Source organism: Klebsiella sp. 10982 (assembly GCF_048589245.1).
Classification (GTDB): domain Bacteria; phylum Pseudomonadota; class Gammaproteobacteria; order Enterobacterales; family Enterobacteriaceae; genus Klebsiella; species Klebsiella quasivariicola.
The window spans coordinates 31,249-57,986 of the sequence record NZ_JBMAXV010000003.1 but is presented as its reverse complement, the minus strand read 5'-3'; the positions used below and the strand labels follow the sequence as shown (position 1 = coordinate 57,986).

The 26,738-nt window shown below is 58.8% G+C and carries 24 protein-coding genes; 10 read left to right on the top strand and 14 right to left on the bottom strand.

The annotated features are described in order from the left end of the window. Positions 1 to 9: 9 nt before the first annotated feature. Positions 10 to 345 carry an ethanolamine utilization microcompartment protein EutS gene (gene eutS / locus ACKLKD_RS03345; protein ID WP_087805090.1) on the bottom strand — a complete coding sequence of 112 codons (336 nt, stop codon included), beginning with the start codon at positions 343 to 345 and terminating at the stop codon, positions 10 to 12. Positions 346 to 562: 217 nt separating this feature from the next. Continuing rightward, complete coding sequence (maeB, locus tag ACKLKD_RS03340; RefSeq protein ID WP_025711471.1) at positions 563 to 2,842, bottom strand: NADP-dependent oxaloacetate-decarboxylating malate dehydrogenase; 2,280 nt, start codon at positions 2,840 to 2,842, stop codon at positions 563 to 565. 294 nt (positions 2,843 to 3,136) lie between these two features. Between maeB and tal the strand changes: the two genes are divergently transcribed. Further along, the gene (gene tal, locus ACKLKD_RS03335) at positions 3,137 to 4,093 is read left to right on the top strand and encodes a transaldolase (protein WP_025711472.1); all 957 of its coding nucleotides are present in this window, start codon (positions 3,137 to 3,139) and stop codon (positions 4,091 to 4,093) included. Positions 4,094 to 4,109: 16 nt separating this feature from the next. Further along, the gene (gene tkt / locus ACKLKD_RS03330; protein WP_080924270.1) at positions 4,110 to 6,104 is read left to right on the top strand and encodes a transketolase; all 1,995 of its coding nucleotides are present in this window, start codon (positions 4,110 to 4,112) and stop codon (positions 6,102 to 6,104) included. Here the strand turns inward: tkt and ACKLKD_RS03325 are convergent. From ACKLKD_RS03325 to aegA, 3 genes are all read right to left on the bottom strand, one after another. Then, positions 6,094 to 7,140, bottom strand: coding sequence for a DUF1176 domain-containing protein (locus tag ACKLKD_RS03325; protein ID WP_025711474.1), 1,047 nt, complete (start codon positions 7,138 to 7,140; stop codon positions 6,094 to 6,096). The two genes, tkt and ACKLKD_RS03325, sit on opposite strands and share 11 nt — an antisense overlap. A 63-nt stretch (positions 7,141 to 7,203) precedes the next feature. Beyond that, positions 7,204 to 7,800 (bottom strand): GDP-mannose pyrophosphatase NudK, encoded by a 597-nt coding sequence (gene nudK, locus ACKLKD_RS03320; RefSeq protein ID WP_025711475.1) that lies wholly within the window; start codon positions 7,798 to 7,800, stop codon positions 7,204 to 7,206. Between the two features lie 58 nt (positions 7,801 to 7,858). Next, positions 7,859 to 9,841 carry a formate-dependent uric acid utilization protein AegA gene (gene aegA, locus ACKLKD_RS03315; RefSeq protein ID WP_080924272.1) on the bottom strand — a complete coding sequence of 661 codons (1,983 nt, stop codon included), beginning with the start codon at positions 9,839 to 9,841 and terminating at the stop codon, positions 7,859 to 7,861. A 371-nt stretch (positions 9,842 to 10,212) separates the two neighbouring features. Between aegA and acrD the strand changes: the two genes are divergently transcribed. Further along, positions 10,213 to 13,326, top strand: coding sequence for a multidrug efflux RND transporter permease AcrD (gene acrD, locus ACKLKD_RS03310; protein ID WP_025711477.1), 3,114 nt, complete (start codon positions 10,213 to 10,215; stop codon positions 13,324 to 13,326). 127 nt (positions 13,327 to 13,453) lie between these two features. Here acrD and ypfM read toward each other — a convergent pair whose 3' ends face one another. Next, entirely contained in the window at positions 13,454 to 13,513 is a 60-nt protein-coding gene (ypfM, locus tag ACKLKD_RS03305) for a protein YpfM (protein WP_015572204.1), read from the bottom strand. Between the two features lie 367 nt (positions 13,514 to 13,880). Between ypfM and ACKLKD_RS03300 the strand changes: the two genes are divergently transcribed. From ACKLKD_RS03300 to ACKLKD_RS03290, 3 genes are read left to right on the top strand one after another with little or no spacing between them, the layout of a single operon-like run. Then, positions 13,881 to 14,234 (top strand): ArsC family reductase, encoded by a 354-nt coding sequence (locus ACKLKD_RS03300; RefSeq protein WP_025711478.1) that lies wholly within the window; start codon positions 13,881 to 13,883, stop codon positions 14,232 to 14,234. A 3-nt stretch (positions 14,235 to 14,237) separates the two neighbouring features. After that, positions 14,238 to 15,365: a succinyl-diaminopimelate desuccinylase gene (dapE, locus tag ACKLKD_RS03295; RefSeq protein WP_025711479.1), complete on the top strand. Its 1,128-nt coding sequence runs from the start codon at positions 14,238 to 14,240 to the stop codon at positions 15,363 to 15,365. A 26-nt stretch (positions 15,366 to 15,391) separates the two neighbouring features. Continuing rightward, the gene (locus tag ACKLKD_RS03290; protein ID WP_025711480.1) at positions 15,392 to 15,595 is read left to right on the top strand and encodes a YpfN family protein; all 204 of its coding nucleotides are present in this window, start codon (positions 15,392 to 15,394) and stop codon (positions 15,593 to 15,595) included. Positions 15,596 to 15,643: 48 nt separating this feature from the next. On the opposite strand, the gene ypfH is transcribed toward ACKLKD_RS03290, so the two are convergent. The 6 genes from ypfH to dapA all read right to left on the bottom strand — a co-directional run bounded on the left by ypfH (position 15,644) and on the right by dapA (position 22,296). Then, positions 15,644 to 16,339: an esterase gene (gene ypfH, locus ACKLKD_RS03285; protein WP_025711481.1), complete on the bottom strand. Its 696-nt coding sequence runs from the start codon at positions 16,337 to 16,339 to the stop codon at positions 15,644 to 15,646. 76 nt (positions 16,340 to 16,415) lie between these two features. Next, on the bottom strand, positions 16,416 to 18,419 hold the full coding sequence (locus ACKLKD_RS03280; protein WP_087805092.1) for a tRNA(Met) cytidine acetyltransferase TmcA: 2,004 nt from the start codon (positions 18,417 to 18,419) through the stop codon (positions 16,416 to 16,418). 9 nt (positions 18,420 to 18,428) lie between these two features. Further along, the gene (locus ACKLKD_RS03275; protein ID WP_025711483.1) at positions 18,429 to 19,304 is read right to left on the bottom strand and encodes a neutral zinc metallopeptidase; all 876 of its coding nucleotides are present in this window, start codon (positions 19,302 to 19,304) and stop codon (positions 18,429 to 18,431) included. Positions 19,305 to 19,423: 119 nt separating this feature from the next. Next, positions 19,424 to 20,137, bottom strand: a complete 714-nt coding sequence (gene purC / locus ACKLKD_RS03270; RefSeq protein WP_087805094.1) for a phosphoribosylaminoimidazolesuccinocarboxamide synthase — start codon at positions 20,135 to 20,137, stop codon at positions 19,424 to 19,426. A gap of 229 nt (positions 20,138 to 20,366) precedes the next feature. Further along, positions 20,367 to 21,401 carry an outer membrane protein assembly factor BamC gene (bamC, locus tag ACKLKD_RS03265; RefSeq protein ID WP_008803834.1) on the bottom strand — a complete coding sequence of 345 codons (1,035 nt, stop codon included), beginning with the start codon at positions 21,399 to 21,401 and terminating at the stop codon, positions 20,367 to 20,369. A 16-nt stretch (positions 21,402 to 21,417) separates the two neighbouring features. Then, entirely contained in the window at positions 21,418 to 22,296 is an 879-nt protein-coding gene (gene dapA, locus ACKLKD_RS03260) for a 4-hydroxy-tetrahydrodipicolinate synthase (protein WP_025711485.1), read from the bottom strand. 153 nt (positions 22,297 to 22,449) lie between these two features. Here dapA and ACKLKD_RS03255 point away from each other — a divergent pair, with 153 nt between their 5' ends. Further along, entirely contained in the window at positions 22,450 to 23,016 is a 567-nt protein-coding gene (locus tag ACKLKD_RS03255) for a glycine cleavage system transcriptional repressor (RefSeq protein WP_002913804.1), read from the top strand. 3 nt (positions 23,017 to 23,019) lie between these two features. Next, positions 23,020 to 23,490 (top strand): thioredoxin-dependent thiol peroxidase, encoded by a 471-nt coding sequence (gene bcp / locus ACKLKD_RS03250; RefSeq protein ID WP_025711488.1) that lies wholly within the window; start codon positions 23,020 to 23,022, stop codon positions 23,488 to 23,490. Positions 23,491 to 23,551: 61 nt separating this feature from the next. On the opposite strand, the gene ACKLKD_RS03245 is transcribed toward bcp, so the two are convergent. Beyond that, on the bottom strand, positions 23,552 to 24,616 hold the full coding sequence (locus ACKLKD_RS03245) for an AI-2E family transporter (protein WP_025711489.1): 1,065 nt from the start codon (positions 24,614 to 24,616) through the stop codon (positions 23,552 to 23,554). Positions 24,617 to 24,670: 54 nt separating this feature from the next. Beyond that, the gene (locus ACKLKD_RS03240; protein WP_042929118.1) at positions 24,671 to 24,787 is read right to left on the bottom strand and encodes a hypothetical protein; all 117 of its coding nucleotides are present in this window, start codon (positions 24,785 to 24,787) and stop codon (positions 24,671 to 24,673) included. 51 nt (positions 24,788 to 24,838) lie between these two features. Here ACKLKD_RS03240 and bepA point away from each other — a divergent pair, with 51 nt between their 5' ends. Both bepA and arsC read left to right on the top strand, forming a co-directional pair. After that, complete coding sequence (gene bepA, locus ACKLKD_RS03235; RefSeq protein WP_025711490.1) at positions 24,839 to 26,302, top strand: beta-barrel assembly-enhancing protease; 1,464 nt, start codon at positions 24,839 to 24,841, stop codon at positions 26,300 to 26,302. 9 nt (positions 26,303 to 26,311) lie between these two features. After that, on the top strand, positions 26,312 to 26,671 hold the full coding sequence (gene arsC / locus ACKLKD_RS03230) for an arsenate reductase (glutaredoxin) (RefSeq protein ID WP_087805096.1): 360 nt from the start codon (positions 26,312 to 26,314) through the stop codon (positions 26,669 to 26,671). Positions 26,672 to 26,738 lie beyond the last annotated feature (67 nt).

Below are 26,738 nucleotides of genomic sequence, written 5' to 3'. Positions count from 1 at the left end.
CGCTCTCAATTAACTTTTCGTTAATTCGCACAAGGTATAATTTAATAATCTTCCTAATCCGCCGATGGTCTGCAGGAGCGCCTCCTCCACCGCGCCGACCGAGCCGTAGATCACCAGCGCGCCGCTAAACCGGTCGAGAAAACCGATATGAACATCGGCGGCCTTCATCGCCAGATCGCCGGCAATCATCGCCGTTTCCCCCGGCGTCAGCGTCATAATGCCGATGGCGCCGGATTCGGGTACGCCGATCTTTTTCGCCAGTTCCACCCCCGGGTGAGCAATCAGGTGCGCCAGCGTGACCTGTTTGCCTGGTACGAATTCCTGAATAATGCGTTCTTTATCCATGGCTAATTGCCCCCCTGAAATCTGTCCTTATGGTGAAGGTATTTCAGCGTGGCAAATAACAAATTTCGGCAAGTGGGTTTAAAAGGTGAAGTGGATCACTAAGGAGAGAAAATAACAGGGCGGGTGAATTAAAAAGGCAGGCTCAGCGTTTTTACCTGCCGGCCTGCCTGATATTGTGCGCGGAAAACTCTCCGCGCGTTAACGGGAAAAAAGGAGATTACAGCGGTTCGGTTTGTGCTTCGACAACCGCTAACGCCACCATATTCACGATCCGGCGCACAGAGGCGATCGGCGTCAGGATATGCACCGGCTTCGCTACCCCCATCAGCACCGGCCCAACGGTGACCCCTTCTGAACTGGAGACGCGCAGCAGGTTATAGCTGATCCTGGCGGCTTCCATATTCGGCATCACCAGAATATTGGCTGACCCCTTCAGCGGGCTGTCCGGCATGCGATCGTTGCGGATGCTTTCCACCAGCGCGGCGTCGCCATGCATTTCGCCATCGATCATCAGCTCCGGGGCGCTCGCCTTCACCAGCTCAAGGGTTTTGCGCATTTTGCTGGCTGACGGGCAGTCGGCAGAACCGAAGTTGGAGTGCGACAGCAATGCCACCCGCGGTTCGATACCAAAGCGACGCACGCTTTCCGCCGCCATCAGGGTGATCTCCGCCAGCTCTTCCGGTGAGGGATCGTGATTGACATAGGTGTCGGCGATAAAGGTGTTGCCGCTCGGCAGCAACAGCGCATTCATCGCCCCGGCGGTGCTGACGCCGTCGCGATAGCCAAACAGCGGCTGCACCACGCGGTAGTGGTCATGGTACTCGCCAATAGTCCCGCAGATCATCGCATCCGCTTCACCGCGATGAACCATGATGGCCCCAATCACCGTGGTGTTGCTAATCACCGCCCGCTGCGCCTGCTCCTGGGTAATGCCGCGGCGCTTCATCAGCTGGTAGTACTCGCTCCAGTACTCTTTAAACCGCGGGTCGGATTCATTATTGACGATCTCAAAGTCAACGCCGGCCTTGATCTGCAGGCCCAGCTTCTGGATACGCATTTCGATCACGCTCGGGCGCCCCACCAGAATCGGTTTGGCCAGTCCCAGCGATACCAGCTCCTGGGTGGCATGTAGCACCCGGGTCTCTTCCCCTTCCGCCAGCACTACGCGCTTCGGCTCTTTACGCGCCTGGGAGAAGATAGGTTTCATAAACAGGTTGGTTTTATAGACGAACTCGCTCAGCTTCTCGATATAGGCGTCAAAATCGGCGATCGGGCGCGTCGCCACGCCGGAGTCCATCGCCGCCTTCGCCACCGCCGGGGCGATCTTGACGATCAGCCGCGGGTCGAACGGTTTCGGAATGATGTACTCCGGACCAAAGCTGAGATCCTGATCGCCATAGGCGGAAGCCACCACTTCGCTCTGCTCGGCATGGGCCAGCTCGGCAATCGCATGCACCGCCGCCAGCTTCATCTCTTCGTTAATCGCCGTCGCGCCGACGTCCAGCGCGCCGCGGAAGATGAACGGGAAGCAGAGCACGTTGTTGACCTGGTTAGGGTAGTCGGAGCGGCCGGTACAGATGATGGCGTCATCGCGGACCTGCTTCGCCAGCGGCGGCAGAATTTCCGGCTCCGGGTTGGCCAGGGCAAGGATCAGCGGCGCGCGCGCCATCTTCTTCACCATCTCCGGGGTCAGCACTTTCGGGCCAGAGCAGCCGAGGAAAATGTCGGCGCCGTCGATCACGTCATCCAGGGTGCGTTTGCCGTCGTCTTCCACCGCGTAGGCGGCTTTGGTTTCCGCCATGTTCGGCTCACGGTCTTTATAGATAACGCCTTTCGAATCGCAGACCACGATGTTGTGCTTTTGCATCCCCAGCGCCACCAGCAGGTTCATGCAGGCGATCGCCGCCGCCCCCGCGCCGGAAACCACCATCCGCACGTCGGAGAGATTCTTCTCGACGACGCGCAGACCGTTGAGGATCGCCGCGGTGCTGATAATCGCCGTACCGTGCTGGTCGTCGTGGAATACCGGAATATTCATGCGCTCGCGCAGCTGCTGTTCGATGTAGAAACACTCCGGCGCTTTAATATCTTCCAGGTTGATACCGCCGAAGGTCGGCTCGAGGGCGGCGACGACGTTAATAAATTTGTCCGGGTCCAGCTCATCGACTTCAATATCAAACACATCGATACCGGCGAATTTCTTAAACAGGACGCCTTTGCCCTCCATCACCGGCTTGCCGGCCAGCGCGCCGATATTCCCCAGCCCCAGCACCGCGGTGCCGTTGGAGACCACCGCCACCAGGTTGCCGCGGGCGGTATATTTGTAGGCCGCCAGCGGATCTTTTTCGATTTCCAGACAGGGGGCCGCGACGCCCGGCGAGTAGGCCAGCGCCAGATCGCGCTGGGTGGCGAGAGGTTTGGTCGGCGAGACCTGGATTTTTCCGGGCACCGGAAATTCGTGGAAGTCGAGGGCACTCTGTTTTAACTGCTCATCCATTTTCTATTCCTTTCTTTCACGTATCGTTCGTAGGGAAAAAGCGTAATGACCATCCTGTCGTTCACCTTTCAGTGGCAGACAGTATCCCTCCTGGCGGGGCGATAAACTTTGAACACCGCCAAACTCTGGTCATCGTTATGATTTAGTTGTTATCAATTTATAGCGGTTATGTTACCTGGATTCGCCGCCAATAATAGCCCTGTCTGCTATGCTTTTTGGTTATGTACCTCATCAATGTTTATACCGTATACCGGCAAGCACTCATGTAACACCTTGTTCCAGGAGGACTTATCCATGACTCAGCTAGACAGCATTAAGCAATTCACCACCGTGGTCGCCGACAGCGGCGATATCGAATCCATTCGCCACTATCAGCCGGAAGATGCCACCACCAATCCCTCGCTGCTGCTGAAGGCCGCCGGGCTGGACGCCTATAGCGGGCTCATCGACGACGCCATCGCCTGGGCCAAAAAGCAGGGTGGCGGACGCGAAGCGCTGGTGGCTCACGCCTGCGACAAGCTGGCTGTCAATTTTGGTGCCGAGATCCTCAAAAGTATTCCTGGTCGTGTCTCCACCGAGGTTGACGCCCGCCTCTCCTTCAATCGGGAGAAAAGTATCGAGAAGGCTCGCCACCTGGTGGCGCTGTATCAGGAGATGGGCATTGATAAGTCGCGGATCCTGATCAAACTGGCCTCCACCTGGGAGGGGATCCGCGCCGCGGAGGCACTGGAGAAAGAGGGGATCCACTGTAACCTGACGCTGCTGTTTTCCTTCGCTCAGGCCCGGGCCTGTGCCGAGGCCGGCGTCTATCTGATCTCCCCGTTCGTCGGGCGTATTTATGACTGGTATCAGGCGCGCAAACCGCTGGAGCCTTACGTGGTGGATGAAGATCCAGGGGTCAAATCCGTACGCAATATCTATGACTATTTCAAGCAGCATAAATACAACACCATCGTGATGGGCGCCAGCTTCCGCCGCACCGAACAGATCCTGGCGCTGGTCGGCTGCGACCGGCTGACCATCGCCCCGTCCTTATTAAAAGAGCTGCAGGCCAGCGACGCCCCGGTAGTGCGCAAACTGATCCCAGCCAGCCAGATCCTGCCGCGTCCGGTGCCGCTCAGCGAAGCAGAGTTCCGCTGGGAACATAATCAGGACCCGATGGCGGTCGAAAAGCTGGCGGAGGGGATCCGCCTGTTCGCCGTCGATCAGCGCAAACTGGAAGATCTGCTTGCCGCCAAACTGTCACTTTAGTCTCACGGAGAAAACTATGTCCCGAAGAGAGCTTGCCAACGCCATCCGCGCCCTGAGTATGGACGCCGTGCAGAAAGCCAATTCCGGCCACCCCGGTGCGCCAATGGGGATGGCAGACATTGCCGAAGTGCTGTGGAACGATTTTCTCAAGCACAATCCGCAGAACCCCGGCTGGGTGGACCGCGACCGCTTTATCTTGTCCAACGGCCACGCGTCGATGCTGCTCTACAGTCTGCTGCATCTGACCGGCTACGATCTGCCGCTGTCAGAACTCAAGCAGTTCCGCCAGCTGCACTCTAAAACGCCGGGCCACCCGGAGCATGGTTATACCCCCGGGGTGGAGACCACCACCGGCCCGCTGGGCCAGGGGCTGGCGAACGCCGTCGGGATGGCCATCGCCGAACGCACCCTGGCGGCACAGTTTAACCGCCCCGGGCATGAGATCATCGACCATCACACCTGGGTTTTCATGGGCGATGGCTGCCTGATGGAGGGGATCTCCCACGAGGCCTGTTCCCTGGCCGGCACGCTCGGGTTGGGTAAGCTGATCGGTTTTTACGATCACAACGGCATCTCCATCGACGGCAAAACCGAAGGCTGGTTTTCCGATGATACGGCGGAACGTTTCCGCGCCTACCACTGGCACGTCATAGGCGATATCGACGGCCACGATCCGCAGGCGATCAAACAGGCGATAACGGAAGCGCAGGCAGTGAAAGATAAGCCGTCGCTGATTATCTGCCGGACCATCATCGGCTTCGGTTCGCCCAACAAAGCGGGGTCGGAGGAGTCTCACGGCGCGGCGCTGGGTGAAAAAGAGGTGGCCCTGGCCCGCCAGCAGCTGGGCTGGAAATATCCCCCCTTTGAGATCCCGAAAGAGATCTACCAGGGATGGGATGCGCGACCGCGCGGGGAAAAAGCCGAGCATGCCTGGAATGAGAAATTCGCCGCCTACCAGCAGCAGTTCCCGGAGCTGGCCGCTGAGCTGACGCGACGTATGGATGGCGCCCTGCCGGAAGACTTTGCCGCAATCGCCCGCGACTACGTGGCGAAACTGCAGGCCGAGCCGGCGAAAATCGCCAGCCGCAAGGCCTCGCAAAACGCCTTGAACGCTTACGGCCCACACCTCCCGGAACTGCTGGGCGGTTCAGCGGACCTTGCGCCGAGTAACCTGACCATCTGGTCAGGCTCGACATCGATTAAAGAAGATCCTGCGGGTAACTATATCCACTACGGCGTGCGCGAATTTGGCATGACCGCGGTGGCCAACGGCATCGCCCTGCACGGGGGCTTCATTCCTTATACCTCGACCTTCCTGATGTTTGTGGAATACGCCCGCAACGCTGCGCGCATGGCGGCCCTGATGAAGGCCCGGCAGATCATGGTCTATACCCATGACTCGATCGGGCTCGGGGAAGATGGCCCGACCCACCAGGCGGTGGAACAGCTGGCCAGTCTGCGTCTGACGCCCAACTTCAGCACCTGGCGCCCTTGCGACCAGGTGGAGACCGCCGTGGCCTGGCAGGCGGCCATTGCGCGCCAGACCGGGCCGACGGCGCTGATCCTGTCGCGACAAAACCTGGCGCAGATGCCACGCACCCCGGAACAGGTGCAGGATATCGCCCGGGGAGGCTACGTGCTGAAGGATGCCGGCGGCAAACCCGATCTGATCCTCATCGCCACCGGCTCGGAAGTGGAGATCACCGTCCTGGCTGCGGAAAAACTGTTGGCCAAAGGGGTGAATGTGCGGGTGGTCTCGCTCCCCTCCACCGATGTGTTTGACGCCCAGGACGACGCCTGGCGCGAGTCGGTGCTGCCGTCGGACGTCAGCGCGCGGGTAGCGGTCGAAGCCGGGATAGCGGACTACTGGTATAAGTATGTCGGCTTAAAAGGCAAGATCGTCGGTATGACCGGCTATGGCGAATCCGCCCCGGCGGAGCAGCTGTTCCCGTTCTTCGGCTTTACGGTCGACCATATCGTCGCCACCGCCGAACAGGTGCTTAACGGGTGATCCACAGCGTGGGCCAGGCGTCTGGCCCCTGCCAGTTATCGCACGTCGGTTGCTGCGCGTAGCGGGAGAGGCTGAACCGCTGGCCGTCAAAACGCCAGCGGGTCTGGATCCCGCAATCGCCCGCCCCGCGACCTTTGTCCAGGGTCACCAGCTCATGGCGGCGGTCATCATAGCTGGCGTTGATCAGATCAATCTCCCGCGGCGCCTCGCCCGGCGGCTGAAACGGCAGCGTTAGCCGCACCTGACGGGCGACATACGGCCGCTGTCGGGAGACCAGCCAGGCCAGCCAGACGGTGTTGTACGCTCCGGATTCACAGCTGGTCATTAGCAGCACTTTGTCATCCGTCAGCGCAGTGACGCGAATTTCGCGACGGAAGGGATCGAGGGAGCAGTTGCTGTTGGTCATCCGCTCATTGCCGTAGTCCATCAGATCGTTGAGCTCTTCACGCCCCAGCGGCGACTGCGCCGTTTCCGCGCTCGCCACTGCGCGCAACGCAGGGGCCGGCGGTACGCTGAGCGGCGGCTCTTCCCCTTTGCCGACCCAGGCCGTTTCGCTGCCTACCCGCTTTTGCCGATCGTCGATAAAAAACAGGGCCGCTTTCAGCCCCTGCAGGGAGACGTTCTGCAGGCCGCTGGCCAGCGTGAGCGCTTTTCCTTCCTGAACCTGCTGGAGAAACGCGTCTATGGTCACGCTGTCGCCGGTTTTGAGGAGTTTATCTTCAATGTGCCAGTGCTTGTCGGTCAGGGACAACGGCTTGCCATCTAATAACAGGCGCGGCGCTATCGGCGCGAGCGTCGCCACCGGATTGCCGGTGCCGCCCAGCTCGATACGCAGGCTGGCGTCAGTGACCGCCCCGGCGCTGCGACTGAGGGTCATTACCAGCCCATAATGCAGCCCCACGTTGCGGGTGACGCAGAAATTTTGATTGTTACAGGTGACCTGCCAGTCGTTGAAGCGCTGCTGCGTCGGTGCCGACCATGCCTGCGAGCAAGGCAGCACCGCCAGAAAGAGAAAAAAGATGACGCGAAAAAGCATGAACCGCCCGACCCCAGATAAACCCCACCACGGCGCCTATCCTGGACAACGGCAGCCGCTTACTCAATCGGATTTATCAGAGTTCCCGGACATCAGGCCGGAGGTTTGCAGATACTGCAGCAGAATGACTGCCTTACCGTCACGGATCTCGCCGTTGGCCACCATCTGCAGCGCCTGGCTAAAGGGCAGCTCCAGCACCTCAATGGCTTCGTCATCCACCCCGCCGCCACTGGTGGTTCGATGCGCGTCGCTGTACTCAGCGATAAAGAAGTGCACCACTTCGGTGACGCCCCCTGGCGACATAAACAGCTCAAACAGCTTCTTCACCTCGCCCACTTCATAACCGGTCTCTTCCACCGCCTCTTTACGAATGCAGGCCTCTGGCTCGTCGTTGTCCAGCAGCCCGGCGCAGGTTTCAATCAGCATGCCGTCATGATTACCATTGACCCAGGTAGCGACCCGGAACTGGCGCACCAGCACCACCGTCTGCTTACGGCGGTTGTACAGCAGCACGGTGGCGCCGTTGCCGCGATCGTAGACCTCGCGCTTATGGCGCACAACGCTGCCATCCGCGCGCGTCAGCTCATAGGTCATGTTGCGTAACACGAACCAGTTCTCAGAGAGGATTTTATCTTTAATGACGTGAATATTGAGTGACATACCGACCCCACAGCGTAAAAGGACGTCCACATACTACGCTGCGGGGCCGGGTTTGTCGTCAGTGAAGCGGCGTCGTTTTCACCGCCAGATAGTCAAGGATCCCCTGCGCCGCGTGGCGGCCTTCCGCCATCGCCGTCACCACCAGATCGGCGCCACGCACGGCATCGCCGCCGGCAAAGATTTTCTCCTGGTTGGTCTGGTAACGGTAACGGCTCTCCACTCCGGCCCTGATGCGTCCCTGGCTGTCCAGCGCCACACCCGCCGCCTCCAGCCAGGGCATCTGGTGCGGATGGAAACCAAAGGCCATGATCACCGCATCCGCCGGCATGACAAACTCACTGCCGGGGATCGGCGTCGGACGACGTCTTCCCCCGGCATCCGGGGCGCCCAGTTCGGTGCGCAGAAAACGCACCCCGTTCACCCGGCCAGTCTCATCCAGCTCCAGGGTCACAGGCTGGACGTTAAACTCAAAAACCGCCCCCTCTTCACGGGCGTTTTTAACCTCTTTCTTCGAGCCCGGCATGTTGGCTTCATCCCGCCGATAGGCACAGGTCACCTGGCGGGCACCGTGGCGCAGCGCGGTGCGCACGCAGTCCATCGCCGTATCGCCGCCGCCCAGCACAACAACGTTCAGCCCGGCGGTGTTGATATAAGGCTCCTGCGCCGATGCCGCCAGCCCCATCACCTGTTTGGTGTTGGCAATGAGGAACGGCAGCGCATCGTAGACGCCGGGGGCCTCTTCATTCGGCAGCCCCGCCTTCATCGAGCGATAGGTTCCGGCGCCGACAAACACCGCGTCATAATCGGCCAGCAGCGTCGCCATGGGGATATCTTTCCCCACCTCGCAATTGAGCTCGAAGTGGATACCCATTTCGCTGAAAATCGCCCGCCGCCGGGCCAGCAGAGACTTATCCAGCTTGAAGGCCGGAATGCCGAACGTCAGCAGACCGCCGATCTCCGGATGACGGTCAAAGACTACCGGCTGGACGCCGTGGCGCACCAGCACATCGGCGCAGGCCAGCCCGGCGGGTCCGGCGCCGATAATCGCCACCCGCTTACCGCTCTTCTTCACCTGCGAGAGGTCCGGGCGCCAGCCGCTGCCCAGCGCCTGGTCGGAAATATAGCGCTCAATGTTGCCGATGGTGACGGCCCCGCTCTCATCGCGCAGGGTGCAGGCGCCCTCACACAGGCGGTCCTGGGGGCAGACGCGGCCGGTGATCTCCGGCAGGCAGTTGGTTTGATGAGACAGAGCGACCGCGGCGGCAATATCCCCTGCCTTCACCAGCTCGATCCACTGCGGAATATGGTTATGCAGCGGGCAGGTCCATTCGCAAATACTGTGCTCCCCACACGTGAGGCAGCGGGTCGCCTGCTGCTGGGCTTGCGACGGGCTAAACGGCAGATAGATCTCCTCAAAATGACTCTTACGCACCTCCGCCGCCAGCTTGTCCGGCTCCCCGCGCGGCGGGGTTGCCGCCATTTGCCGGACCTTCTCGCCCGCAACCGGGGAGCCACATGGCGACGGATTACGCTGCCAGGGCTGGACTTCCTGACACGCCGAGCGCAGACGCCGCTGCTTCGCCAGCCCGGTCAAGGTCTCATCGTCGGCAAGGGTCAACGCCTGTGCGGGGCAGTTTTCCACACAGGCTGGCCCCGCTTCGCGATCCTGGCATAAATCGCATTTCTGTGCGCTGGCCTTTACCTGGCCCGCAGCCTGCGGCGTCACCACCACCTGCATCACGCCGAACGGACAGGCCACCATGCAGGATTTGCAGCCAATGCATTTTTCCTGGCACACCTGGACGCTGTCGCCGGACTGGGCAATGGCGTCGTTGGGACAACTGCGGACGCAGGGGGCGTCTTCACAGTGGCGACAGGTGATAGCGTTACGCTGGCCCTCCGCTTTGATGACGGTGATACGAGGCAAAAAGCGCTGCGGGGTCAGCACGTGTTGCTCCTCGTTATGCGCCATTACGCAGGCCACTTCGCAGGCCTGGCAGCCGATACATTTTCGGCTATCGCTTAGAATAAAGTGGTTCATGGCTTCCTTTTGTCTTATTGGTGAATAACCCCTTAATGCGCATGCCTACTTATTACCCGACAAGCGGCGGCCGGAACAATGTTCAATTGCCCAGGATAACGTTTTTCTGGAGAGAATCCGTTTTGGATCAATTTTTTTGACTTAACTGAAATGAGGTTTCATACCGGCGAGGGATAAGGCCTCCGGACGCGCTGGCGCAGCAGAATGGCGCCTGTAGGCAGGAAAGTTCGGTGTTTCTTTACGATACGGCAAAAGCAACATGATAAATTACACTATCTCCTTAATTTCTCCACGATTGCCGGCGGCGCTGGCGCTACAGTGGCACAGGCTGTGCAATAACAAAAAAATGTGCATATGAGGTCTTAATTCTGATGGCGAATTTCTTTATCGATCGCCCCATTTTCGCGTGGGTGCTGGCAATCCTGTTATGCCTGACGGGCACCCTTGCCATTTTGTCGCTTCCGGTTGAACAGTATCCCGACCTGGCGCCGCCGAATGTGCGGATCACCGCCAACTATCCGGGCGCCTCCGCGCAAACCCTGGAAAATACCGTCACCCAGGTTGTTGAGCAAAATATGACCGGCCTCGACAACCTGATGTATATGTCATCCCAGAGCAGCGCCACCGGCCAGGCGACAATCACCCTCAGCTTTACCGCCGGTACCGACCCGGACGAAGCCGTACAGCAGGTTCAGAACCAGCTGCAGTCGGCGATGCGTAAACTGCCGCAGGCGGTACAAAACCAGGGGGTGACGGTACGTAAGACCGGCGATACCAATATCCTGACCCTCGCCTTCGTCTCCACCGACGGCAGCATGGATAAACAAGATATCGCCGACTACGTTGCCAGTAACATCCAGGACCCACTCAGCCGCGTCAACGGCGTGGGGGATATCGACGCCTACGGCTCGCAATATTCAATGCGTATCTGGCTCGACCCGGCAAAGCTCAACAGCTACCAGCTGACCACCAAAGATGTTACCGACGCCATCAGTTCACAGAACGCCCAGATTGCCGTCGGCCAGCTTGGCGGGACGCCTTCGGTCGATAAGCAGGCGCTGAACGCCACCATCAACTCGCAATCTCTGCTGCAAACCCCGGATCAGTTCCGCAATATCACCCTGCGCGTCAATCAGGATGGTTCAGAGGTCACGCTGGGCGATGTCGCCACCGTCGAAATGGGGGCCGAAAAGTACGACTATCTTAGCCGCTATAACCGTCAGGCGGCCTCCGGGCTCGGGATCAAACTCGCGTCCGGCGCCAATGAAATGGCCACGGCGGAACGTGTGATCAATCGCCTCAATGAGCTGTCGCAGTTTTTCCCCCACGGTCTGGAATATAAAGTCGCCTACGAGACGACCTCCTTCGTGAAGGCCTCCATCACTGACGTGGTGAAAACCCTGCTGGAGGCGATCCTGCTGGTGTTCCTCGTGATGTATCTGTTCCTGCAGAACTTCCGCGCCACCCTGATCCCGACCATCGCCGTGCCGGTGGTGCTGATGGGCACCTTCGCGGTGCTATATGCCTGCGGCTACAGCATCAATACCCTGACGATGTTCGCGATGGTGCTGGCTATCGGCTTGCTGGTGGATGACGCCATCGTGGTGGTGGAGAACGTCGAGCGCATCATGAGCGAGGAAGGACTGTCGCCGCGCGAGGCGACCCGCAAATCGATGGGGCAAATTCAGGGCGCCCTGGTGGGGATCGCCATGGTGCTGTCGGCGGTGTTTGTGCCGATGGCCTTCTTCGGCGGTACCACCGGGGCTATCTATCGCCAGTTCTCCATCACAATCGTCGCGGCGATGGTCCTCTCGGTGCTGGTGGCCATGATCCTCACTCCGGCCCTCTGCGCGACACTGCTCAAGCCGGTTAAGCCGGGGGAATCCCATGAAAGAAAAGGTTTCTTCGGCTGGTTCAACCGTACCTTTAACCGCAGCGCCAGCCGCTATGAAACCTTCGTCGGTAAAATCCTTCACCGCTCGCTGCGCTGGATGCTGATCTACGTCGTGCTGCTCGGCGGGATGGTGTTCCTGTTCCTGCATCTGCCGACCTCGTTTCTGCCGCTGGAAGATCGGGGAATGTTCACCACCTCGGTACAGCTGCCGAGCGGCGCCACTCAGCAACAGACGCTGAAAGTGGTACAGAAAGCGGAAGATTACTTCCTCAATAACGAGAAGCAGAACGTCGAGTCAGTGTTCGCCACCGTTGGCTCCGGCCCCGGCGGCAACGGACAAAACGTGGCCCGTATGTTTGTGCGCCTGAAAGACTGGGACCAGCGAGACCCGAAAACTGGCTCCTCCTTCGCCATTATTGAGCGCGCCACCAAAGCGTTTAATCAGATTAACGAAGCGCGGGTCATCGCCAGCAGCCCGCCGGCAATCAGCGGCCTCGGCAGTTCGGCAGGCTTCGATATGGAGCTCGAAGATCACGCCGGGAAGGGGCATGATGCGCTGATGGCGGCACGCGATACGCTGCTTGAGCTGGCCGGCAAAAACCCGCTGTTGACGCGCGTTCGTCACAACGGGCTCGACGACAGTCCGCAGCTGCAGGTCGATATCGATCAGCGTAAAGCGCAGGCGCTGGGCGTCTCCATTGACGACATCAACGATACGCTGCAAACCGCGTGGGGGTCGAGCTACGTCAACGACTTTATGGATCGCGGCCGGGTGAAGAAAGTCTACGTCCAGGCAGCGGCGAAATATCGGATGCTGCCTGACGATATTAATCTCTGGTACGTCCGCAACAGCAGCGGCACGATGGTGCCATTCTCGGCCTTCGCCACTTCGCGCTGGGAGACCGGCTCCCCGCGTCTGGAGCGCTACAATGGCTACTCGGCGGTGGAGATCGTCGGTGAGGCGGCGCCGGGCATCAGTACCGGCACCGCGATGGACATGATGGAGAAGCTGGCCGCCCAGTTGCCCACCGGTTTCGGCCTTGAATGGACCGCCATGTCCTACCAGGAACGCCTCTCCGGCGCGCAGGCGCCAGCGCTGTACGCGATTTCTCTGCTGGTGGTGTTCCTGTGCCTGGCGGCGCTGTACGAGAGCTGGTCGGTGCCGTTCTCGGTGATGCTGGTAGTTCCGCTCGGGGTCATCGGTGCCCTGCTGGCCACCTGGATGCGCGGCCTGGAGAATGATGTCTACTTCCAGGTAGGTCTGTTAACGGTGATCGGCCTGTCGGCGAAAAACGCCATTCTGATCGTTGAATTCGCTAACGAGCTCAACGAGAAAGGCCAGGATCTGCTCAGCGCCACGCTGTCGGCCTGCCGACAGCGTCTCCGCCCTATCCTGATGACCTCACTGGCGTTTATCTTCGGCGTGCTGCCGATGGCGACCAGCACCGGGGCCGGTTCCGGCAGCCAGCATGCGGTCGGCACCGGGGTGATGGGCGGGATGATCTCCGCCACCGTGCTGGCGATCTTTTTCGTGCCGCTGTTCTTTGTGCTGGTGCGCCGCCGCTTTCCGCTGAAGGAGCGTCCGCAATAAACCGTCGGGCCTCGGCATTGCGCCGTAATAACAGAAAAGGCGACCATTAAGGTCGCCTTCTTTATGTGTTCAGAACCATGACGCGCTTATTTACGTCGCGTTATTCCCCTGCTCACATTGCGGAAATTTATTTACGAAGCATGCCTTCAATAAAATCTTTCCAGTTCCCCAGTTCACGTTCAATCATAATAGCCTCTCTTATTATTATGGTCGATTCTATATAACTTCATTGCCGGTGGGAAGTTGTGCTCCCCTATTGCTCTGATTGCCTTGTGGACTCCTGACAGAGATAAAACCTCTGCTTGCTGCTACTATGCCGCTTCGTATGTAAACATAATGTGACTCAGAGCAACATCCAGAAACATTTTTACGCTAGTGTTAATAGCCTCACATCACACCCGAATCTGCGCAAAATTTAACCACGCCTTTTCCTGAAAAAGGGTCGTCAGGTAAAAAGTTATATTTATTCATCTGAATCACGTATTATTTCAGTAAGACTTATATATTCGGAAATATCTGAGTTAGCCGCTTAATTGAATGTAAAAGGTTTATCGATGCTTACCATGTATGGAATTAAAAACTGCGATACCATTAAAAAAGCCCGCCGCTGGCTGGAAGCACATCAGATTGCGTATCGCTTTCATGACTACCGCGCTGATGGCCTCGACCGCGCGCAACTGGATACCTTTATTGCTGAGCTTGGCTGGCAGGCGCTGCTGAATACCCGCGGCACCACCTGGCGCAAGCTGGATGAGTCGCTGCGCAACAGTATCGATAATGCCGATGCCGCCGCCGCACTGATGCTGGAAATGCCGGCTATTATCAAACGCCCATTGCTCTGTGCGCCCGGTCGTCCTATGCTGCTGGGTTTTAGTGAAGCAAGTTATCAGCAGTTTAACGAGGTATAGTCTATGTCTTGCCCGGTCATTGAGCTGGCTCAGCAGCTTATTCGCCGCCCTTCCCTTAGCCCCGATGATGCGGGATGTCAGGCGTTAATGATTGAACGCCTGCGTGCGATCGGCTTTACCGTTGAACCGATGGATTTCGGCGATACACAGAATTTCTGGGCCTGGCGCGGCCACGGTGAGACGCTGGCCTTCGCCGGCCACACCGACGTGGTTCCGGCAGGCGACGCCGACCGCTGGATCAATCCGCCCTTCGAACCGACCATCCGCGACGGCATGCTGTTTGGCCGTGGCGCAGCGGATATGAAAGGCTCGCTGGCGGCGATGGTGGTTGCCGCAGAGCGTTTTGTCGCGCAGTACCCGAACCATCGGGGCCGACTGGCGTTTTTGATCACCTCTGATGAAGAGGCCAGCGCGAAAAACGGTACCGTCAAAGTGGTGGAGACACTGATGGCGCGCAATGAGCGCCTGGACTACTGCCTGGTCGGCGAGCCCTCCAGTACCGAAGTGGTTGGCGATGTAGTCAAAAACGGCCGCCGCGGCTCCCTGACCTGCAATCTGACGATTCACGGCGTGCAGGGCCATGTCGCCTATCCGCACCTTGCCGATAACCCCGTCCACCGCGCGGCGCCGATGCTGGCGGAGCTGGTGAATATCGAATGGGATAAAGGCAATGAATTTTTCCCGCCGACCAGCATGCAGATTGCCAACGTGCAGTCCGGCACCGGCAGCAACAACGTGATCCCTGGCGATATGTTCGTTCAGTTCAACTTCCGCTTCAGTACGGAACTGACGGACGAGATGATCAAAGCCCGGGTGGTCGCCCTGCTGGAAAAATACCAGCTGCGTTACAGCGTGGAGTGGTGGCTCTCCGGCCAGCCGTTCCTCACCGGGCGCGGCAAACTGGTGGATGCGGTCGTCAATGCGATTGAGCACTATAATGAGATCAAACCGCAGCTGTTGACCAACGGCGGCACCTCAGACGGACGGTTTATCGCGCGCATGGGGGCGCAAGTGGTTGAGCTGGGTCCCGTGAACGCAACGATTCACAAAATTAATGAATGTGTGAACGCCGCCGACCTGCAGCTGCTGGCGCGGATGTATCAACGCGTCATGGAACAGCTGGTCGCCTGACGAATTGACGTAAAGAGGAAGCGCGCATGGAATGGCTTATTAAACACTGGTGGATTCTGGTGCTGGTTTTTTTGGTGGGGGTCATAATCAACGTGATCAAAGATCTGAACCGCGTTGACCACAAAAAATTCCTCAATGACAAACCCGATCTGCCACCACACCGTGATTTTAACGATAAATGGGACGATGACGACGACTGGCCGAAGCACGACCAGTCGAAGAAACCGTAAATCCGCCCGTAACGCAGTGCAGACCGCCTGTAACCCCGCTCGTCGGGGTTACAGCATTTCGATGATATCATCCCCTTTTGGCGTACTGCCGCTCAGCGCCTCATCAAAATAGTGCTTCGGCACGGTATAGCGCAGCCGTTCGATCGCGAACTGCATGCTGCGATCGTCAATGGCATGCCCCAGATCGTCGACAATATCCAGCGTCACATCACCGCCAGCCTGCTGCAGCGCCTCCTGGGCCGACACCGCCCACGCCAGATCGATAACCCGATCTTCACCCCCGTGGATCAGGTGAATGGTAGTGGCCGTCGTTGCCGTCACCGGCAGCGTCGCATAGCGGCCATTGAAGGCGATCACTCGTGAAGCCAGATCCGGCGCCGCTTTGATACTCTCCAGCGACATAATCGCCCCCTGAGAGAAACCGATCAGCGCGGTGGCCAGCGGGCTGACGCCGCTTTTCTCCTGCCAGTAGCGCACAATTTCAATGAACGTCGGCATAATGGCATCGATGCGCTGCTGACGATTCTCTTCCGTCACCCCCTGCACCGAAAACCACTGACGACCGTTGGGGCCACAAGGTTCCACCCCGCCGATACTGACGATCAGCGCTTCGGGAAACTGCGGCGCGAACCAGCTGCCGATTTGCCCCATAGAGACCGGGTTATCCCCCACACCATGAAACAGCAGCAACAGCTGTTGCGCAGGCGTCGCAGGGCTTTGAACAATAAAATGATCGTGTTTCATGGCTGTCTCCTTAGTGAATGCGGGCAGTTTACGCCGCTCGCCAGATATGACCATGCCATTTAACTGAATGAGTTAGTTAAAAAAATTGCAGGTGCTTCACCTGCTGACGCAGCGTCTCTGCGCGCGCGGCATCAAGAAAATGCATAGCGTCAGCGGCCTCCTGGCGCCATCTCGCCAGCAGAGCTTTACGCCCTGTCAGCCGCAGAGTGGCGCAGAGCACGGCCTCCTCTTCCCCCTGCAGTCGTCCCCGCAGGGCCGGCAAAGGCATATCGACCTGCATCAGTAGGCGGTTGAGACACCCCAGCGCCGCGGCCAGCGGGCGCTGGGCGAAGGCAAAGCTCGCCGCTTCCAGCCAGTCCTCATCACTAAGCATAGCGTCTGCGGCGGCGGACAGCGGCGCAGATCCCTCCCGCCACTGGCGTAACCAGTATTCATCGCGCAGCAGCCGCTGCGCCTCCTGCTGCGCCAGCCGGCGCCCTGCCGCTGTCAACGGAAAGAGGGCCATCGCGGTGTAGCACCCGCTGCTGGCCTCGCGATGGGTACCCAGCCGCACGAGGATAAACCCGCAGCGTTGCCAGAAGCGCCACAGCTCGGCGGTGTAACCGAAGCTGACGGACAGATAGTCATAGCCTGCGGCATCGGCGGCGATACTGGCGATCATCTTCTGTCCCAGGCCTTCGCGCTGACGGGCGGGATGGACGGCGATCCGACTGATCCGCAGCCCGCGCAGCGTCGCCGCCAGCGGACTGCCGCCATGCGCCGCCAGCGACTGAGCAACCAGGTTACCGCGCGGTCGGCGAAATCCTGCCCACACCGCCTGGCTGAGTTCGGGCGACAGCCCGCCTTCTGCCACCAGCCACAGCGCCCCCACCACCACATCGCCAGCGCGAGCGCAGCGGAATACCTGGCCCGGGGCATCCATCATACGCCGCAGGTCGAGAGGCGACGTGCGGTAATGCGCTCCGGACAATAGTTGGTACATTGCTTCCGGCAGCGCCGGCTGCGTTTGCCAGCAGGACTGATTGACCGCCTCCAGCATCACCGCCCCTGTCGGCGCGTCGCGAAATGCTTCATCGCTGAAGATCAGCAGCTGACTGATGGCCGACTCCAGCGGGCAACCCGTGGCCCAGCGGATCGGCGCGCGCAGGCTGAACATTTGCAGATGGGGCAAGCTGGCGCAAAATTTCAGCAGGAATCCGCGCCCTGTCCCCTCATAACCTTGCACGGTGGTGGTGAGCAACGTGCGCGGGAAACGGCTTACCAGCTGCCGGAGAAGCGGAGCCGGGATCGCCGCGGCCTCATCAACAATCAACCATGCCGCCTTTTCTTTCGACGACAACAGCGCATCGGGCGCCATAAAGCGTAACGCCTCGCCGGCAAAGCTCGCCAGCACCTCGACGGCGCTACGCGTTGGGGCGGTGACGATGGCCTCGCCCTCAAGCTGGCGCAGCAGCATACCTGCGAGGGCGGATTTTCCTCGGCCACGCTCTGCCGTCACCGCCGCAATACCGGGCGGCAGGCGTACCAGTTGTTCAAGGATCGCCGCCTGTTCTGCCTGTGGGTGGCCATCGGCGGGATGCCAGTCAGGGCGTGTGGCGGCCAGCGGGAAGCGCGGCCGCTCCGACTGCTGCCAGAGCAGCACCTCCTGATCGGCGATAAACTGGCGGCAACAGCGGTGCACAAAATGGGGGGTGGCGACAGGCTCGGGAGTATCGCTCCAGCGCAGGGAGTCCTCATCGGTGCGGGTCGGCCAGCTGGCGAAGGACGGGGTCAGCAGCACCAGCCAGCTTCCCGCCCGCAGCGTACCGCTCAGGGCCGCCAGGGCGGCCACATCAAACCCGCGCCGGGCATCGAAAAAGGCGTGCATCACTTCCCGCCCCAGCAGCGTCTTCAGGGCGCCAGGCGCCACGCAGGGCGCTGAAACCGGGTCGGGACCTACCCACAGGCCATCGCCGCCGAGCCGCTCCCGCAGCGCCTGCGCCTGCTGCAGCGTCCAGTCTTCATCGCCGCTAAGCACCAGCAGGCGACGGATCCCCTCCCGCGCCATCTGCGCGGAGAGGTTAAGCAGCGCGTCCATCATGAGCGGCGATTACAGCGCGCTGCCGAAGGTATTGCACTGCGCCGGGTCGCCGCTATCGAAACCGCGTTTGAACCAGGTATAACGTTGTTTCGAGGTGCCGTGGGTAAAGCTGTCCGGCACCACCCGTCCCTGGCTCTGCTGCTGCAGACGGTCGTCACCGATGGCTTCGGCGGCGTTCAGCGCCTCCTGTAAATCGCCGGTTTCCAGAATATCCTGCTGCTGCATATTATGACCCCAGACGCCGGCGAAGCAGTCTGCCTGCAGCTCCATCTTAACCGACAGACGGTTGGCTTCGGCCTGAGTGGCATGCTGCTGTTGCTGGCGAACTTTCGGCTCAATGCCCAGCAATTTTTGCACGTGATGGCCCACCTCATGGGCAATAACGTACCCCTGGGCAAAGTCGCCACCGGCGCCCAGTTTATTTTTCATCTCATCGTAGAAGGACAGGTCGATATAGACCGTGCTGTCGGCAGGACAGTAGAACGGCCCCATCACCGACTGGCCGGTGCCGCAGCCGGTACGGGTCGCGCCGCGGTAGAGCACCAGCTTCGGCTGGGGGTACTGGCGGCCCATCTTTTCAAAGATCGGTCCCCAGGTATCTTCGGTGGTAGCCAGAATGACGGAAGTAAACTTCGCCGCTTCATCGTCTTTCGGACTGATGGAGCGCTGGGTGGAGGTCTGCTGCTGCGGCATCGGCTCCCCGGTCAGCATGCCGGTCAAATCCACGCCGTAGTAGCCCGCCACCAGCACAATAATCAGCAGTACAATACCGCCCTTCCCGCTCGGCAGACGGAAGCCACCGCCCCCGCCGCCGCCAAACGGAGAGCCTGATTGACCACGTCGATCTTCAACATTGTCGCTTTCGCGACGCCCTTGCCAGCGCATAAGCACCTCATTCCCTGTTATGTATCAATAGCAGAGATCGTAGGCGGTTCAGCGCAGGATTACCACAGTAAACAGCAAGAGACGCCAGAAGATGAGGCCATCTTCTGGCGGCGGGCGGGTTAGTCGAGCTTAACGCCCAGGCGGTGAGCCACTTCTTCGTAGGCTTCGATCAGGCCGCCAAGGCTCTGGCGGAAGCGGTCTTTGTCCATTTTATCGAGGGTGTTTTTGTCCCACAGGCGGCTGCCATCCGGCGAAAACTCGTCGCCCAGCACCACTTCGCCTTTGAACAGACCAAACTCCAGCTTAAAGTCCACCAGGATGAGACCGGCGTCATCGAACAGTTTTTTCAGCACGTCGTTCGCTTTGTAGGTCAGCTCGCGCATCCGCGCCAGATTGTCTTTGCTGACCCAGCCGAAGGTTTCGCAGTAGGAGTCGTTGACCATCGGATCGTGCATGGCATCGTTTTTCAGGAACAGGTCGAACAGCGGCGGATTCAGCTCGATCCCTTCTTCAATACCTAAACGTTTTACCAGCGAGCCTGCCGCACGGTTACGCACCACGCACTCTACCGGCACCATATCCAGTTTTTTCACCAGACATTCGGTATCGGAGAGCAGCGCTTCCATCTGGGTAGGGATGCCCGCTTCTGCCAGTTTGCTCATAATGAAGTGGTTGAACTTGTTATTCACCATACCTTTACGATCAAACTGCTCGATGCGCGCGCCATCACCTGCTGACGTATCGTTACGGAATTCCAGTACCAGCAGGTCCGGGTTCTCGGTGCTGTAAACGGTCTTCGCTTTACCACGATACAACTCAGCTAGCTTCTTCATCTTTCACCACTCCAGTGATATTAAGCCAAAAAAATACGTCGCGGCCTATACACAAAAGCATTCAAAGTGCATCGAGGCGGCAACTAAGCGAATCCCCGGGAGCTTACAAAAGTAAGGGACTGGGGGAACGAAAGCAGCCAACAAAGAGGCGATTTGAAGGATAATCTGTATACGCACACGTTTGCGTCACTATACATTAAAAAGGGCCGGATTGCTCCAGCCCTTTCGATTACTTATTAAATGCGGCCTGGAATACGGCTACCAGGGCGTCATTTTGCGACTGCGTCAGCGTGTGTCCTTTCGGGTCGATGAACTGCAGGCTACTGCGGTTATCGAGGTCGCCGACCTGAAGCTTATAGTCACCGGAGGCCAGCTGCGGGTCGCGAGCGCCCAGCTCCTGCCAGCTGCTATCAGACAGCGGCTTATAGGTCAGCGCCATGCTGCCCTGCGAGCGCGTGCTGTCGGTCACTTTCATCCCCACTTTCTCGAGGGCGCCCGGCAGACGTTGCCACACCATGTTAAACGGCGCGCGAACGACGAGCATCGGCAGACCGGTATCATCGGCAGCGCTCTGCACGTCAAAGGTAGCACCCGCGCTGCGCTGAGCCGCGTTCTGAGCGCTGGTGGCGCTCGCATCAAGGCCTTCCGAAATGACGTTCAGCATGGCGGTGCTATAACGCTGCAGTGACGCCGGATCGGCAACCGGTTTACCCGCCTGCTCCAGATTCACCAGCTTAACCACCACCGCTTGCTGATACCCTTGCGGTTTGACGGAGATTTGATAACGACCGCGATACTGCTGATCTTCATCAAGGCGGTTCCACTCAACCCAGTCGGTGTTCAGCGTCTGGCTCGCATCATCGCGTTTCGCGATAACGTAGTTCTTCGACTGAAGGATACTGGTGACCTGCGCCCACAGCGAACCGCTACGACCGTTCTCAACCATCAGCGTCGCGGTATCGCCATTAAACTGGGTTCGGGCACCGCTAACCAACGCCAGCGGCTGTGCCGGCGGACGAATGTCCAGCGCCTTGCCCACCGCGCCGGTGCTGTTGGCCACCGGAATGTTGTAATCGCCCACCTGAATCGGCAGGATCATCCCCGCCGGCGCGTGAAGTTCGCTCAACGGTGACGCCTGTAAATAGGCCTCATCACCGCTCACCTGACGCTTATAGCGCGAGTCGGAACTACAGGCCGCGAGGAGTAGAACCAGCGAAACACCCGCAACCTTCGCCAGGCGCGACTTCTGTACTGAGTAAGCCATCAAATCTCCCTAAACTTTACAGCAAACCGGCATGCTTCAGCGCGGCGGTGACGGCTTCACGACCATGGTCGGTGATAGGCGTCATCGGCAAGCGCAGCGTATCGGTCGCCACAAGACCCAACGCCTTACATCCCCATTTCACCGGGATAGGATTGGGTTCGACAAATAATTTTGTATGCAGTGGCATCAGACGCTGGTTAATCGCACGCGCTTCGGCAAATTGACCCGCCAGCGCCAGACGGCACATGTCGGCCATTTCGCGCGCCGCCACGTTGGCGGTGACGGAAATCACGCCCACGCCGCCGAGCTGCATGAAGTCCATACCGGTCGCATCGTCACCGCTCAGCAGAATAAAGTCGTCTGAAACCAGCTCTTTGATCTGGTGAACGCGACTTAAGTTCCCTGTTGCTTCCTTAATACCAACAATATTTTTAATTTGCGCCAGACGACCAACGGTTTCCGGCAGCATATCGCACCCGGTACGGGACGGCACATTATACAGAATTTGCGGCAGGTCAGTATGTTCGGAGATAGCTTTAAAGTGCTGGAACAGGCCTTCCTGGGTCGGGCGGTTATAATAAGGAGTGACCGTCAGGCAGCCGACAACCCCACTGTCATTAAAACGCCTGGTCAGGCTAATCGCCTCTGCGGTTGCATTGGCTCCCGTTCCGGCAATCACCGGGATACGTCCGTCAGCCAGTTCCAGCGTCATCATCACCACGTCGCCATGCTCTTCATGGCTCAGCGTTGCGGATTCACCGGTAGTCCCTACCGAAACGATCGCCGAGGTTCCGTTGGCGACATGGTAATCAATCAGTTTTTTCAGGCTTGTCCGGCAGACATTACCGTTTTCATCCATCGGCGTGACAAGCGCTACAATACTTCCCGTGAACATGGGCCATCCTCAGAGCAGAAGTGCGACAAGATTCTCAATGTTACGTTTGGAGCTGTAATAAAAGCAAGAGACCCGACGCCATCAGGGATGTTGTATGGCGGTTTTTTTTATGCTTTCCTAATGTTACCTCACCTTTTTAAAGGAAGAACAGGTTTGACAGCCTCATTACAACACTATCTGGTTATTACCGCCCTGGGGGCTGACCGTCCCGGCATCGTGAATACGATCACTCGCCACGTCAGCAGCTGCGGTTGTAATATCGAAGACAGCCGGCTGGCCATGCTCGGTGATGAGTTTACGTTTATCATGCTGCTTTCCGGGTCGTGGAATGCAATTAACCTGATCGAATCAACCCTGCCGCTGAAAGGCGCGGAACTGGAGTTGTTGATCGTGATGAAGCGCACCACCGCCCGCCCGCCGCAGGCCATGCCAAACACCGTCTGGGTCCAGGTTGAGGTGCCGGACTCACCGCATATCATCGAGCGTTTTACTGCCCTGTGCGATACATGGAATATGAATATCGCGGAACTGGTGTCCCGCACGCAGCCGGGAGATGGTGATTCCGCGCAGCTTTTTATCCAGATAACTGCCCACAGTCCTGCGACGCAAAATGCCGCAAATATCGAACAAGCGTTCAAAGCCCTATGTACAGAACTGAATGCACAAGGCAGTATTAACATCGTTAATTATTCACAGCATGATGAACAGGATGGAGTTTAACCCATGACCCCACTGAAAGCCGGTGATATCGCACCGAAATTTAGCTTACCGGACCAGGACGGCGAGGAAGTAAATTTAACCGACTTCCAGGGACAGCGTGTCCTGGTTTATTTTTACCCAAAAGCCATGACCCCGGGCTGCACCGTCCAGGCGTGCGGCTTGCGCGATAATATGGACGAGTTGAAAAAAGCCGGAGTCGAAGTGTTGGGCATCAGCACCGATAAACCGGAAAAGCTCTCCCGATTTGCCGAAAAAGAACTGCTGAACTTCACGCTGCTGTCTGATGAAGATCATCAGGTTTGCGAGCAGTTTGGCGTCTGGGGCGAAAAAACTTTTATGGGGAAAACCTACGACGGTATTCACCGGATTAGTTTCCTTGTTGATGCCGATGGCAAAATCGAACACGTTTTTGATGACTTCAAAACCAGCAATCACCACGACGTAGTGCTGAACTGGCTGAAAGAAAACGCCTGATGCAAAGCAAAACGCCGGGAGAGGAAGTCCTCGCCCGGCGTCTTTTTTGTTCCTGAATACCTCAGTCGTCGTCGACCACCAGACCGTCCGGCCAGGCATGCACCACCGCTTTAATCAGCGTGGCCAGCGGAATAGCAAAGAAGACGCCCCAGAATCCCCACAGCCCGCCAAAGATCACCACTGACAGGATAATCACCAGCGGGTGTAAATTGACCGCTTCCGAGAACAGTACCGGGACCAGCAGGTTACCATCCAGCCCCTGGATAATCAGATAGACCGCGAACAGACTCCAGAACTCGGTGCCAGCGCCAAACTGGAACAGCGCCACCCCCACCACCGGAATGGTCACCACAAACGCGCCGATATAGGGGATCAAAACCGAGAAGCCCACCAGCACCGCCAGCAGCAGCGAGTAGTTGAGGCCAAAGAGGATAAAGCCTATCCAGGTGGCGACGCTGACGACAATCATCTCCAGCACCTTGCCGCGAATGTAGTTGGTGATCTGCTGATTCATCTCCTTCCACACCTGCCCGGCGAGCCCGCGATTACGCGGCAGCACGCGACGCACCGCGTTGAGCATCTGCTCTTTATCCTTCAGCAGGAAAAAGACCATCAGCGGCACCAGCACCAGATAGACCGCCAGGGTGAGCAGCCCCACCAGCGAGGCCAGAGAGTACTTCACTACCGAGTCGCCCACCGTCAGCATCCGGGTGCGCATATTTTCCGCCATCGCATCGATAATGCCGGCATCCATTAACGCCGGATAGCGCCGCGGCAGCGTGGCGGCGAAGTCAGAGAGCTTGTTGAGCATGCCCGGCATATCGCGGATGAGATAGATCCCCTGCTGCCAGGCCACCGGCAGCACCACAAAGGCCAGCAGCAGCAAAATGCCGACAAAAAGGATGAGCACCAGCGAAGTCGCCCAGGTGCGCGACAGGCCGATGCGCTCCAGACGTACGGTCGGCCACTCCAGCAGATAGGCCAGCACGATAGAGACCAGTAACGGAGCCAGCAGGCCGCTAAAAAAGAACATGATGCCGAAACCGGCAAGCAGAATAACCAGCAGCGCTATCGCCTCAGGGTCGCTGAAGCGACGGCGGTACCACTGCATTAACATCTCAAGCATAAAACCTTCCCTGAAGGGCAACGCGGCGACAATCCGGGGAATTGTATCGAAATGTCACAAAAAAGACTTCGCTTTTTGATGCGCCGCAGACAAACCTTTCTCCGCCATTAAGAACATATTTTCAATGCGCCCAACGCCAGCTAAACTCGCTGGGATGCGGCCAGGGAACATTACGCCGCACAATCGGTCAAACTGGCACACCCACATTACAGGACAGAGGTTATGTTCAGGCAGTTGAAGAAAACGCTGGTGGCGACCGTGATCGCGTCGCTGACGCTGGGTTCGATAGGCCCTGCTTTTGCTGACTCCGCAGATACCCTGCCGGACATGGGGACCTCCGCAGGAAGCACGTTGTCAATTGGTCAGGAAATGCAGATGGGAGACTACTACGTCCGCCAGCTGCGCGGCAGCGCGCCGCTGATCAACGACCCTCTGTTGGTGCAATATATCAACGGACTGGGTATGCGTCTGGTGGCACACGCCAACTCGGTACGCACCCCGTTCCATTTCTATTTGATTAATAACGACCAGATCAACGCCTTCGCCTTCTTCGGCGGCAACGTGGTCCTCCACTCTGCCCTGTTCCGCTACTCTGATAATGAGAGCGAACTGGCCTCTGTCATGGCGCACGAAATCTCCCACGTGACCCAGCGGCATCTCGCCCGCGCAATGGAAGATCAGAAACGCAATGCGCCGCTGACCTGGGTCGGCGCGCTGGGTTCAATTCTGCTGGCGATGGCCAGCCCGCAGGCCGGGATGGCGGCGCTGACCGGCACGCTGGCCGGTACTCAGCAGGGCATGATCAGCTTCACCCGACAAAATGAAGAAGAAGCCGACCGGATTGGTATTCAGGTTCTGCAGCGTTCCGGATTTGACCCGCAGGCCATGCCGATGTTTATGGGCAAACTGCTTGATGAGTCGCGCTATTCGACGCGGCCGCCGGAAATGCTGCTCACTCACCCCCTGCCGGAAAGCCGGCTTGCCGATGCCCGTAACCGCGCCAACCAGATGCGCCCGGTGGTAGTGCAATCCTCCGCAGACTTCTATCTGGCGAAAGCGCGCACCCTCGGGATGTACACCAACGGTGACAATAAACTGGGCACCGATCTGCTGAGCGCCTGGGATAAAGGCAATATCCGTCAGCAGCATGCTGCGCAGTATGGCCGCGCCCTGCTGGCGATGGAAAGCAATAACTTTGACCAGGCACGCAAAGCGCTGCAGCCGCTGCTCAGCGCCGACCCGCAAAACGCCTGGTATCTCGACCTGGCCACCGATATCGACCTCGGGCAGAAGAAAACCAGCGACGCCATCAATCGCCTTAAAAATGCTCGCGAGCTACGCACGAATCCGGTGCTGCAGCTGAACCTGGCCAACGCCTTACTGCAGGGCGGACAGCCCGGGGAAGCGGCGACCATCCTGAATCGGTATACCTTTACCTATAAAGAGGATGGCAACGGCTGGGATCTGCTTGCCCAGGCGGAAGGCGCGCTGGGCAATCGTGACCAGGAGCTGGCGGCGCGGGCAGAAAGCATGGCGCTGGTCGGCCAGCTGGAGCAGGCGATTTCCCTGCTCAGCAGCGCCAGCTCGCAGGTGAAACTCGGTAGCCTGCAGCAGGCGCGTTACGATGCCCGTATCGATCAGCTACGCGATCTGCAGGCTCGCTTCCGTCCCTATCAAAAAATGTAAGGAGACCCCATGACCGACGTGGTAAAAATTTACCATAACCCACGCTGCTCCAAGAGCCGCGAAACGCTAAGCCTGCTGCAGAGTCACGGCATCGATCCCGAGGTGGTGCTCTATCTTGACACCCCGCCGAATGCCGATACGCTACGTCAGCTGCTGCAGCTGCTGGGTATGGAGAGCCCTCGCGAGCTCATGCGTCAGAAGGAGGATCTGTACAAATCGCTCAATCTTGCCGACCAGGCGCTTAGCGACGCAGCGCTGATTCAGGCCATGGTCGATAATCCGAAGCTCATCGAACGCCCGATCGTCGTCAGCCGCGGCCAGGCGCGTATTGGCCGGCCGCCGGAGCAGGTCCTCGAGATCGTGAGCTAACCCACCCGCGCCGCACTTTCGCGGCGCTTTTTTTACGTGGCTGATTCCAGATCTTCCACGCCAATCC